Consider the following 12858-nt stretch of genomic DNA (forward strand, 5'->3'; position numbering starts at 1 on the left):
GCGGCGTTGACGGCGGAGCGGTTCGTGGCGAGTCCGTTGGGTGCGGCGGGCGAGAGGATGTACCGGACGGGTGACCTGGGGCGTTGGCGTGCCGACGGGGTGTTGGAGTATGTGGGGCGGGCGGACGACCAGGTGAAGATCCGGGGGTTCCGGGTCGAGCCGGGGGAGATCGCGGCGGTGCTGCAGGCGCACGAGGCGGTGGCGCAGGCGGCGGTGGTGGCGCGGGAGGACCGTGCGGGGGACAGGCGTCTGGTCGGCTATGTGGTGCCGGTCGCCGGCCAGGTGGTCGATCCGGAGGAGCTGAGGGGTTTCGCCACGGGGCGTCTGCCGCGGCACATGGTCCCGTCGGCGCTGGTGTTGCTGGAGGCGCTGCCGATCACGCCGAACGGCAAGCTGGACCAGCGGGCCCTGCCCGCACCCGCAGCCGTCACCGCCGACCAGGGCGGACGGAGCCCGCGCTCGGTGCAGGAGGAACTGCTCTGCGGCCTGTTTGCCGAGCTCCTCGGTGTTCCGTCGGTGAGCATCGACGACGACTTCTTCGCCCTGGGCGGCCACTCGCTCCTGGCGGCCCGGTTGATCAGCCGGATCCGCAGTACCTTCGATGCCGAGCTCGGGATCCGTGACCTGTTCGACGCCTCCACGGTCGTGGGCGTCGCGGAGAAGCTGAAGGACGGCCGCCCGGCACGTCCGGCGCTGGTCGCGGGCCCGCGGCCGGAGGTGCTGCCGCTGTCGTTCGCCCAGCAGCGGTTGTGGTTCCTCGACCAGCTCGAAGGGGCCTCCGCCACCTACAACAGCCCCTTCGCGTTCCGTCTGCACGGTGCGGTGGACGTCGAGGCTCTGCGTGCGGCGGTCGGTGACGTGGTCGGCCGGCACGAGGCCCTGCGCACGGTCTACCCGACGGTCGACGGTCAGCCCCGCCAGCTGGTCCTGCCCGCCGGCGATGCCCGGGTTCCGTTCACGGTCGAGCCGTGCGCGGAGGAGGAGCTGGCGGAGCGGATCTCCGCCGAGGCTTTCGCCACCTTCGGCCTCGCCGCCGAACTTCCGCTGCGGGTGGTGCTGTTCAACCTCGGCGAGGACGAATCGGTCCTGGTGCTGACCTTGCACCACATCGCGAGTGACGGTTGGTCCTCCGGTCCGCTCTGGTCGGGCATCGCCTCGGCCTACCAGGCCCGGCTGGCCGGTTCCGCGCCGGTCTGGGAGCCGCTGGCCGTTCAGTACGCGGACTACGCACTGTGGCAGCACAACCAGCTCGGCGACGCCATGGATCAGCAGCTCGCCTACTGGGCGGAGGCGTTGAAGGGCTCGCCGCAGGAGCTGGCTCTGCCCTTCGACCGCCCCCGCCCCGCCGCCGCTTCGCATGACGGCGAGCTGCTGGAGTTCGGGCTGGATGCCGAACTGCATGCCGAGCTGGAGGGGTTGGCTCGCCGCCATGGGGTCACTCTGTTCATGGTGCTGCATGCGGCGTTGGCGGCGTTGTTGTCGCGGCTGGGTGCGGGGACGGATGTTCCGATCGGGACGGTGGTGGCGGGGCGTTCGGATCAGGCGCTGGACGACGTGGTCGGGTTCTTCGTGAACACGTTGGTGCTGCGGACGGATGTGTCGGGTGAGCCGACCTTCGGTGAGCTGCTGGGCCGGGTCCGTGACACGGATCTGGCGGCGTTCACGAACCAGGACGTGCCGTTCGAGCGGCTGGTGGAGGAGCTGAACCCGGTGCGTTCGCTGGGCCGGCACCCGCTGTTCCAGGTGATGCTGGTTCTGCAGAACAACGACGAGGGCACCCTTCGGCTTCCTGATGTCGTCGTGACGCCCGAATCGTTCGGGACGCCGCCCGTCAAGTTCGATCTCAACCTGACCTGCGTCGAGAACCGGGACGGTTCCAACGCGCCCGCCGGTATCACGGGTGTTCTGCAGTTCGCGACCGATCTGTTCGATCGGGAGACCGCGGACCAACTGGCGGAGCGGTTGGTGCGGTTGCTGGGTGTTGCGGTCGGGAATTCGGAGGTTCCGGTGTCCGGCTGGGAGGTGTTCGATTCTCCTGAGCAGGAGCGGTACTTCCTGACCCGGGCGGAGCGGGCGCGGGCCGGTGCGGCGGAGGAGGCCGAGGAGGCTCAGGGTGCGGTGCGGGGGCATCGTGGTCCCCGGACGGCGCAGGAGGAGATCCTGTGCGCGTTCTTCGCCGAGGTGCTCGATGTGCCGTCGGTGGGCATCGATGACAACTTCTTTGCTCTGGGCGGTCATTCGCTTCTCGCGACGCGGCTGATCAGCCGGATCCGTACGACCCTGAACGCCGAGCTGGGCATCCGTGATCTGTTCCGGAACCCGACCGTGGTCGGGGTCGTGGAGAAGCTGAAGGACGGTGGCCCGGCCCGTCCGGCGCTGGTGGCGGGCGTGCGGCCGGAGGTGCTGCCGCTGTCGTTCGCGCAGCAGCGGTTGTGGTTCCTGGACCAGCTCGAAGGGGCCTCCGCCACCTACAACAGCCCCTTCGCGTTCCGCCTGCACGGTGCGGTGGACGCTGCGGCTCTGCGTGCGGCGATCGGCGACGTCGTCGGCCGGCACGAGGCCCTGCGTACGGTCTACCCGACGGTCGGCGGTCAGCCCCGGCAGTTGATTCTGCCGGTCGAGGACGCCCAGGTTCCGTTCACGGTCGAGCCGTGCGCGGAGGAGGAGCTGGCGGAGCGGATCAACGCGGAGGCCTTCGGTCTCTTCAGTCTCTCGACCGAACTGCCGCTCCGAGTGGCGCTGTTCACGCTCGGCGAGGACGAGTCCGTGCTCGTCCTGACCTTGCACCACATCGCGAGTGACGGTTGGTCCTCCGGTCCGCTCTGGTCGGGTATCGCCTCGGCCTACCGGGCCCGGCTGGCCGGGCGCACCCCGGAGTGGGAGCCGCTCACCGTTCAGTACGCCGACTACACCCTCTGGCAGCACAACCAGCTCGGCGAGATGCTCGACGAGCAGCTGACGTACTGGCGCGATCTGCTGGGTGAACTGCCGCAGGAGATGGCCCTGCCGTTCGACCGGCCCCGCCCTGCCGCCGCGTCGCATGACGGTGAGCTGCTGGAGTTCCAGTTCGACGCCCAACTGCATGCCGAGCTGGAGGCGTTGGCTCGCCGCCATGGGGTCACTCTGTTCATGGTGCTGCACGCGGCGTTGGCGGCGTTGTTGTCGCGGCTGGGTGCGGGGACGGATGTTCCGATCGGGACGGTGGTGGCGGGGCGTTCGGACCAGGCGCTGGACGACGTGGTCGGGTTCTTCGTGAACACGTTGGTGCTGCGGACGGATGTGTCGGGTGAGCCGACCTTCGGTGAGCTGTTGGGCCGGGTCCGTGACACCGATCTGGCGGCGTTCACCAACCAGGACGTGCCGTTCGAGCGGCTGGTGGAGGAGCTGAACCCGGTGCGTTCGCTGGGCCGGCACCCGCTGTTCCAGGTGATGCTGGTTCTGCAGAACAACGACGAGGGGTCGCTGGAGCTGCCGGGTCTCGTCGCGCAGCCCGAGTCCTTCGGGACCCCGCCCGCGAAGTTCGATCTCAACCTGACCTGCGTCGAGAACCGGGACGGTTCCAACGCGCCCGCCGGTATCACGGCTGTTCTGCAGTTCGCGACCGATCTTTTCGATCGGGGGACCGCGGACCAACTGGCGGAGCGGTTGGTGCGGTTGCTGGGTGTGGTGGCCGGGAATTCGGAGGTTCCGGTGTCCGGCTGGGAAGTCTTCGATTCTCCTGAGCAGGAGCGGTACTTCCTGACCCGGGCGGAGCGGGCGCGGGCCGGTGCGGCGGAGGAGGCCGGGGAGGCTCAGGGTGCGGTGCGGGGGCATCGTGGTCCCCGGACGGCGCAGGAGGAGATTCTGTGCGCGTTCTTCGCCGAGGTGCTCGATGTGCCGTCGGTGGGGATCGATGACAACTTCTTTGCTCTGGGTGGTCATTCGCTTCTCGCGACGCGGCTGATCAGCCGGATCCGTACGACTCTGAACGCCGAGCTGGGCATCCGCGATCTGTTCCGGAACCCGACCGTGGTCGGGGTCGTGGAGAAGCTGAAGGACGGTGGCCCGGCCCGTCCGGCGCTGGTGGCAGGCCCGCGGCCGGAGGTGCTGCCGCTGTCGTTCGCGCAGCAGCGGTTGTGGTTCCTGGACCAGCTCGAAGGCGCCTCCGCGACCTACAACAGCCCCTTCGCGTTCCGCCTGCACGGTGCGGTGGACGTCGAGGCCCTGCGTGCGGCGATCGGCGACGTCGTCGCCCGGCACGAGGCCCTGCGTACGGTCTACCCGACGGTCGGTGGTCAGCCCCGGCAGCTGATTCTGCCGGTCCGCGATGTCGAGGTGCCGTTCCGCGTGGAGCCGTGCACGGAGGAGGGGGTGGCGGAGCGAATCTCGGCCGAGGCGTTCGCCACCTTCGATCTGGCCTCCGAACTGCCGCTGCGGGTGGCGCTGTTCACGCTCGGCGAGGACGAGTCCGTGCTCGTCCTGACCTTGCACCACATCGCGAGTGACGGTTGGTCCTCCGGCCCGCTCTGGTCGGGTATCGCCTCGGCCTACCAGGCCCGGCTGGCCGGTTCCGCGCCGGTCTGGGAGCCGCTGGCGGTCCAGTACGCGGACTACGCACTGTGGCAGCACAACCAGCTCGGCGAGACCATGGATCAGCAGCTCGCCTACTGGGCGGAGGCGTTGAAGGGCTCGCCGCAGGAGGTCGCTCTGCCCTTCGACCGGCCCCGGCCCGCCAGTGCCTCGCACGAGGGCGAGCTGCTGGAGTTCCACCTCGACGCCCAACTGCACGTCGAACTCGACGCGTTGGCGCGCCGCCACGGGGTCACTCTGTTCATGGTGCTGCATGCCGCGCTGGCGGCTCTGCTGTCGCGGCTGGGCGCCGGCACGGACGTTCCGATCGGCACGGTCGTCGCCGGGCGTTCGGACCAGGCCCTGGACGACGTGGTCGGGTTCTTCGTGAACACGCTGGTGCTGCGGACCGACGTGTCGCAGGCCCCCACCTTCGGTGAGCTGCTGGGCCGGGTCCGTGACACCGACCTGGCGGCGTTCACCAACCAGGACCTGCCGTTCGAGCGGCTCGTCGAGGAGCTGAACCCGGTGCGTTCGCTGGGCCGGCACCCGCTGTTCCAGGTGCTCCTGGTCCTGCAGAACAACGACGAGGGCACCCTGCGGCTGCCGGGCCTCACCGCGCAGCCCGAGTCCTTCGGGACCCCGCCCGCGAAGTTCGACCTCAACCTGACCTGCGTCGAGAACCGGGACGGTTCCAATTCGCCCGCCGGCATCCTCGCCGTCCTGCACTACGCCACCGACCTCTTCGACCACACCACCATGACCCTGCTGGCGGAGCGGCTGGTGCGGTTGCTCGCTGTTGTGGTCGAGGATCCGGAGGTTCCGGTGTCCGGCTGGGAGGTGTTCGACTCTCCCGAGCAGGAGCGGTACTTCCTGACCCGGGCGGAGCGGGCGCGGGCCGGTGCGGCGGAGGAGGCCGAGGAGGGGCAAGGTGCGGTGCGGGGGCATCGTGGTCCCCGGACGGCGCAGGAGGAGATTCTGTGCGCGTTCTTCGCCGAGGTGCTCGATGTGCCGTCGGTGGGGATCGACGACAACTTCTTTGCTCTGGGTGGTCATTCGCTTCTCGCGACGCGGCTGATCAGCCGGATCCGTACGACCCTGAACGCCGAGCTGGGCATCCGCGACCTGTTCCGCAACCCGACCGTGGTCGGGGTCGTGGAGAAGCTGAAGGACGGCGGCCCGGCCCGTCCGGCGCTGGTGGCGGGCACGCGGCCGGAGGTGCTGTCGCTGTCGTTCGCGCAGCAGCGGTTGTGGTTCCTGGACCAGCTCGAAGGCGCCTCCGCCACCTACAACAGCCCCTTCGCGTTCCGCCTGCACGGCGCGGTGGACGTCGAGGCGTTGCGCGCGGCGATCGGCGACGTCGTCGCCCGGCACGAGGCCCTGCGCACCATCTATCCCGCGCACGACGGTCAGCCCCGCCAGCTGGTGCTGCCCGCCGACGCCGCCCAGGTCCCGTTCCGGGTCCAGTCGTGCACGGCGGAGGAGGTGGCGGAACGGATCTCGGCCGAGGCGTTCGCCACCTTCGACCTGGCCTCCGAACTGCCTCTGCGGGTGGCGCTGTTCACGCTCGGCGGGGACGAGTCCGTGCTCGTCCTGACCTTGCATCACATCGCGAGTGATGGTTGGTCCTCCGGTCCGCTCTGGTCGGGTATCGCCTCGGCCTACCGGGCCCGGCTGGCCGGGCTCACCCCGGAGTGGGAGCCGCTCACGGTTCAGTACGCCGACTACACCCTCTGGCAGCACAACCAGCTCGCCGAGACCATGGACCAGCAGCTCGCCTACTGGGCAGAGGCGTTGAAGGGCTCGCCGCAGGAGGTCGCTCTGCCCTTCGACCGCCCCCGCCCCGTCACCGCCTCGCACGAGGGTGAGCTGCTGCAGTTCCACGTCGACACCGAACTGCACGCCGCACTCGACGCGTTGGCGCGCCGCCACGGGGTCACTCTGTTCATGGTGCTGCACGCGGCGCTGGCCGCCCTGCTGTCGCGGCTGGGCGCCGGCACGGACATTCCGATCGGCACGGTCGTCGCCGGGCGTTCGGACCAGGCCCTGGACGAGCTGGTCGGGTTCTTCGTGAACACGCTGGTGCTGCGGACCGACGTGTCGCAGGCCCCCACCTTCGGTGAGCTGCTGGGCCGGGTCCGTGACACCGACCTGGCGGCGTTCACCAACCAGGACCTGCCGTTCGAGCGGCTGGTGGAGGAGCTGAACCCCGTCCGTTCCAGTTCCACGCATCCGCTGTTCCAGGTGATGCTGGTTCTGCAGAACAACGACGAGGGGTCGCTGGAGCTGCCGGGTCTCACCGCGCAGCCCGAGTCCTTCGGGACGCCGCCCGTCAAGTTCGATCTCAACCTGACCTGCGTCGAGAACCGGGACGGCCGCAACGCGCCCGCCGGCATCCTCGCCGTCCTGCACTACGCCACCGACCTCTTCGACCACACCACCATGACCCTGCTGGCGGACCGTCTGCTCCGGCTGCTGGCCGCCGTGGTCGCGGACCCGGACCGGTCGATCGAGGCGGTCGACGTCCTGAGCCCGGCCGAGCGCCGGCGGATCCTCGTGGAGTGGAACGACACCCAGCGCGTCCCGGCGGACACCCGACCGGTCCCGGAGATCTTCGAGGGGAGCGTCCGGCGGACGCCGGACGCGAACGCGCTCGTCTTCCGGGGCGAGGCCCTGACGTTCCGTGAGCTGAACGCGCGGGCGAACCGCCTGGCGCGGCTGCTGATCGACCGCGGGGTGGGGCCGGAGCAGACCGTGGCCGTCCTGCTGCCGCGGGGCACCGACCTGATCGTCTCGCTGCTGGCGATCCTGAAGGCCGGCGCCTGCTACGTCCCCGTCGACCCGGAGTACCCCGTCGAGCGGGTCACGTACATGCTGGACAACTGCGGGCCCGCCCTCGTGATCACCGGCCGGGAGACCGCCGGGCGGTTCGCGGGCCTCGCCGGGCGCGTGCCGCATCTGCTGGACCTGACGGAGCCCGCGGTCGGCGCCGAACTGGCCGGCCGGTCCGACACCGACGTGTCGGACGCCGATCGGCTCTCGCCGTTGCGCCCGGAGCACTCCGCGTACGCCATCTTCACCTCCGGGTCGACGGGGCAGCCGAAGGGCGTGCTCATCGAGCACCACTCGCTGGCCAACCTCGTCCACAGCCACCGGGAGGACGTCTACCGGGCCGACATCGCCTCCGCCGGCCGCCCCCTGCGCGCCGCCATGATCGGGGCGACGACCTTCGACGCCAGCTGGCTGCTGCTCTTCTGGCTGCTGGACGGCCACGAGCTGCACCTGGTGGACGACGAGACGCGCCGGACGCCGGAACTCCTGGTCGACTACATCGAGGCCGAGGGGATCGACTACATCGAGACGACCCCGACCTACTGCCGCCAGCTGATCGAGCTGGGCATGCTCTCCGCGGAGCGCTCCTCCCGCCCCCGGATCGTCGACGTCGGCGGCGAGGCGGTCGACGAGGCGCTCTGGGCGGACCTGCGGCGGGCCGGGGTCGCCGGCAACAACCAGTACGGTCCCACCGAGTGCACCGTGTACAGCACGAACGCCGTGATCGGCGCGTACGAGCGGCCGGTCATCGGCCGGCCGATCCGCAACACCCGGCTGTTCGTCCTGGACGACCGGCTGCGGGTGGTCCCGCCGGGTGTCCCCGGCGAGCTGTACATCGCGGGGGAGCTCCTGGCCCGCGGCTACGTGGGCCGGCCGGCCCTGACCGCCGAGCGCTTCGTGGCGAATCCGTTCGGGGCGCCGGGCGAGAGGATGTACCGCACCGGCGACCTCGTGCGGTGGCGGGCCGACGGCGCCCTGGAGTACGTGGGCCGGGCGGACGACCAGGTGAAGATCCGCGGCTTCCGGATCGAGCCGGGGGAGATCGCCGCGGTGCTGATGGCGCACGACGCGGTGGCGCAGGCCGCCGTGGTGGCGCGGGAGGACCGGCCGGGGGACCAGCGCCTGGTGGGCTACGTGGTGCCGGTCGCCGACCGGGAGGCCGACCCGGAGGAGCTGCGGCGCTTCGCCGCGGGGCGGCTGCCGCGCCACATGCTGCCGTCGGCGGTCGTGGTGCTGGAGGCGCTGCCGATGACGTCGCACGGCAAGCTCGACCAGCGGGCGCTGCCGGCGCCGGTCGCCGGTGCGGGCGCCGGTGCGGGCGGTGGCGGTCGGGCGCCGCGGTCGGCGCAGGAGGAGATCCTGTGCGCGGTGTTCGCCGAGGTCCTCGGGGTGCCGTCGGTGGGGATCGACGACGACTTCTTCCTCCTGGGCGGTCACTCGCTCCTCGCGGCCCGGCTGATCAGCCGGATCCGCACCGCCCTCGGCGCCGAGATCGGCATCCGGGACGTCTTCGACGCCCCCACCGCCGCCGCCCTCGCCGGACGGCTGGACGACGCGGGGCAGGGCGACGGCGCCCTCGCCACCCTGCTGCCGCTGCGCAGGAGCAGCGGGCCGGCGGCCCGGCCGCTCTTCTGCGTGCACCCCGCGGCCGGCATCAGCTGGGTCTACTCGGGACTGCTCCGCCACCTCGACGGCGACCGTGCCCTGTACGGTCTCCAGGCCCGCGGCCTGCTGGCCCCCGAGGCCGTTCCGGAGAGCCTCGACGCCATGGTCGACGACTACCTGGCACTGATCCGCTCCGTGCAGCCGCAGGGCCCGTACGCGCTGCTGGGGTGGTCGTTCGGCGGGGTCGTGGCCCATGAACTCGCCGTCCGGCTCCAGGAGGAGGGCGAGGAGATCGAGGTCCTCACCCTGATGGACGGCTTCCCGGCCGGTGGCACCGGGACGTCGGCCGGGTCGGCCGAGGCGCTGAGCGGCGAGGAGGCCGTGCGGGCGCTCCTGGAGTCGCTCGGCTACGACCCGGACTCCGCGGCGGCGGCGGACGGTCCGCTCGCGCTGCTCGACGACGCCACGCTGGAGGCCATGGCCAGGGTCTTCCTCGGGAACGTCGCGGTGCTGGACTCGTTCAAGTCCCGTACGTTCAGGGGCGATGTGCTCTTCTTCGAGGCGACCAGGGAGGAGCCGCTCCCCCCGGTGCGGCCCGAGGACTGGCAGCCCCACGTCACGGGCCGGATCGAGGTGCACCGGGTGACCGGACGGCATGGTGAAATGACGCGGCCGGATCAGCTCGCCCAGATCGGCCCGGTCCTCGCCGCCCGGCTCGCCGGTGAGCGCGACGGGTCCTAGCTGCTGGATCGGCGGCCCGTGTGCCGGTCGGCACACGGGCCGCGCGACGGCCCTCCCGCTCGTCCCGGCACTGCCCGGCGAGCGGGAGGGGGCCCGGCCGGCGGGCGGTTTCGGACGGTTCGGCTTCCCTTCCTCGAGAAATTGGAGCGATCGATGGGCAATGACACACGTGGTGGCCTGCTCCGCCGTCACCGGGACTTCCGGCTCCTCTGGTTGGGCGAGACGGCGGGGCGCTTCGGTCAGTCGGTCACGGTTCTCGCCGTCCCGTTGATCGCCGTTTCGACCCTGCACGCCGACACCTTCGAGGTGAGTCTGCTGAGCGCGGCGCCCTGGGTGCCGTGGCTGCTCATCGGGCTGCCGGTGGGGGTCTGGGTGGACCGGCTGAGGCGCAGGCAGGTGATGTTCTGGGCCAACATCGTCTGCTTCGCGCTCTTCGCCAGCGTTCCCGTGGCGGCCTGGGCGGGGGTGCTGAAGGTCGGTCAACTCCTGCTCGTCGCCCTGCTGGCGGGCGCCGCCACGGTGTTCTTCCAGACCGCGTACACCGCCTACCTGCCGGACCTGGTGAAGCCGGAGGACCAGGCCGAGGGCAACGCCAAGCTCCAGGGCAGCGCCTCCGCGGCGCAGATCGTTGGGCTCGGCTGCGGCGGCCTGCTCATCCAACTCGCGGGCGCGGCCAACGGGATGCTGGTCAACACGACGACCTTCCTGCTCGCGACGCTCTGCCTGGTCGGCATCCGGCACCGGGAGGCCACCCCCGAGCGGGTCGAGCGACCGCGCGGCGCCATGGCCAAGGAGATCCGGGAAGGACTGGGGCTGCTCTTCGGCGACCCCTTCCTGCGGAGCCTGGCGCTCTTCGGAGCGGCGTCCAACCTCGCCCTGTCCGGGTACCAGTCGCTCACCGTGGTCTTCCTGGTCCGTGAGATCGGCCTGTCCTCCGGGACGATCGGCAGCCTGGCGATGGTCAGCGGTGTCGGCGGCGTGCTGGGAGCCTTCGTCGTGCGCCGGGTCAGCGCCAGGCTGGGCACCGGCCGCTCCCTGCTGATGTTCGAGCTGGTGCTGCCGGCGCTGGCGCTGCTCATCCCGCTGGCCGGCCCCGGCTGGGGGCTGACGATGGTCGTCCTCGCCTACGCCGGGGTGTCGATCGGCGTGGTGGCGGGCAATGTGCTCAAGTCCGGGTTCGTCCAGAGCTACTGCCCGAGCGGCGTGCTCGGCCGGCTCGTCGCGAGCTCCGCGTTCCTCAACTACGGCACGATGCCGCTGGGCGCCGTGCTCGGCGGCGCGCTCGGCACCTGGCTCGGTCTGCGCCCGGCCCTGTGGATCCTGACCGCGGGCGTACCGGCGGCGGCCCTCTTCCTCTACTGCTCCCCGATCCGCGGCCACCGGGACCTGCCGACCGGGCAAATGTCCGTGCGCCGGCCGGGGACGGACGCCGAGGCGGACCCCGAGACGGACCCGGAGGCGGACGTGGAGCCGGTCGAGGCGGTCCGCTGAGACGCCGGGCGTCGCCGCGGGCCCGGGGCACCTGAACGGGGGAGTTCCCCGCGCGGCGGGAGGGCGCGGGTTGTGAGCATGGGTACGGCCGGCCCGGGCGGCCGCGGCGCAGGACCCGCGGGCCCGGCCGGGGGACTCCCCGAGGAAGGAAGCACCCGCCCATGGAGGCATCCGCACAGATCGGCGTGACGGGGCTCGCGGTGATGGGCCGCAACCTGGCGCGGAACTTCGCCCGCAACGGCTACACGGTCGCGGTGCACAACCGCACGCCGGGACGGACCACGGCGCTGGTCGAGGAGTTCGGCCACGAGGGCGCGTTCGTCCCGGCGGGATCGCCGCAGGAGCTGGTGGCCGCGCTGGAACGGCCCCGCCGACTCCTGATCATGGTGAAGGCCGGGCAGGCCACCGACGAGGTCATCGAGGAGTTCGCCCCGCTGCTGGAAGCGGGCGACATGATCATCGATGGTGGCAACGCGCACTTCGCCGACACCCGCCGCCGGGAGCGGGCCCTGCGCGAACGCGGCATCCACTTCGTCGGCAGCGGCGTCTCCGGCGGGGAGGAGGGCGCGCTGCACGGCCCCTCGGTCATGCCCGGCGGCTCCGCCGAGTCCTACGCCGTCCTCGGCCCGATGCTGGAGCGGATCAGCGCCCACGTGGACGGCGATCCGTGCTGCACCCACATCGGCACCGACGGGGCCGGCCACTTCGTGAAGATGGTGCACAACGGCATCGAGTACGCCGACATGCAGCTCATCGCCGAGGCCTACCACCTCCTGCGGGAGGTCGGCGGGTACACCCCCGCCGAGATCGCCGAGACCTTCCGGAACTGGAACAAGGGGCGGCTCGACTCCTACCTGATCGAGATCACCGCCGAGGTGCTCGCCCACACCGACGCCGCCACCGGCAGGCCCTTCGTCGACATCGTCCAGGACGCCGCGGAGCAGAAGGGCACCGGACGCTGGACGGTGCAGACCGCCCTGGACCTCGGGTCCCCGGTCACCGCCATCGCCCAGGCCACCTTCGCCCGGGTCGCCTCCGCCCGGGCCGAACTGCGGGCGGCCTACCGGCCGCTGCCCGGGGGGACCCGGCAGGAACTGCGCCCGCACGAGGCCGAGCGCTTCACCCGCGACGTCGAACAGGCCCTCTACGCGTCGAAGGTCATCGCCTACGACCAGGGCTGGACCATGATCCGCGACGCCGCGGCCGAGTACGGCTGGGACATCGACCTGGGGGCGGTGGCGAGGATCTGGCGCGGCGGCTGCATCATCCGCGCCGCGTTCCTCGACCGGATCCGCGCCGCCCACGCCGCCAACCCCGACCTGGTCAGCTTGCTCGCCGAGGAGCAGTTCGCGGCCGAGGTCTCCGACGCCCAGGCGGCCTGGCGCACGGTGGTGGCCGGCGCGGCCCAGCACGGCATCCCCGTGCCGGCGTTCTCCGCCGCGCTCGCCTTCTACGACACCCTGCGCAGCGAGCACCTGCCCGCCGCGCTGATCCAGGGGCAGCGCGACTTCTTCGGCGCCCACACCTACCGCCGCACCGACCGTCCGGGCAGCTTCCACACGCGCTGGGCCGAGCCCGGCCGCCCCGAGGTGCGGACGGACGGCGGGCCGGCGTAGCGCGTCACCGGCCGGCCCGGCCGTC

The 12858-nt window shown here is 71.6% G+C and carries 3 protein-coding genes; all 3 read left to right on the plus strand.

The genetic code is table 11. The annotated features are described in order from the left end of the window. Positions 1-24 precede the first annotated feature (24 nt). The 3 genes from ACFVVA_RS29470 to gndA all read left to right on the plus strand — a co-directional run bounded on the left by ACFVVA_RS29470 (position 25) and on the right by gndA (position 12833). Positions 25-9726 carry an amino acid adenylation domain-containing protein gene (locus ACFVVA_RS29470; protein WP_387693815.1) on the plus strand — a complete coding sequence of 3234 codons (9702 nt, stop codon included), beginning with the start codon at positions 25-27 and terminating at the stop codon, positions 9724-9726. A 153-nt stretch (positions 9727-9879) separates the two neighbouring features. After that, positions 9880-11217: an MFS transporter gene (locus tag ACFVVA_RS29475; protein WP_387693816.1), complete on the plus strand. Its 1338-nt coding sequence runs from the start codon at positions 9880-9882 to the stop codon at positions 11215-11217. A 161-nt stretch (positions 11218-11378) separates the two neighbouring features. Further along, entirely contained in the window at positions 11379-12833 is a 1455-nt protein-coding gene (gene gndA, locus ACFVVA_RS29480; protein WP_387693817.1) for an NADP-dependent phosphogluconate dehydrogenase, read from the plus strand. The last annotated feature ends 25 nt before the right edge of the window (positions 12834-12858 follow it).

This window comes from Kitasatospora sp. NPDC058048, from assembly GCF_042885555.1.
Lineage (GTDB): Bacteria > Actinomycetota > Actinomycetes > Streptomycetales > Streptomycetaceae > Kitasatospora > Kitasatospora lactacystinica.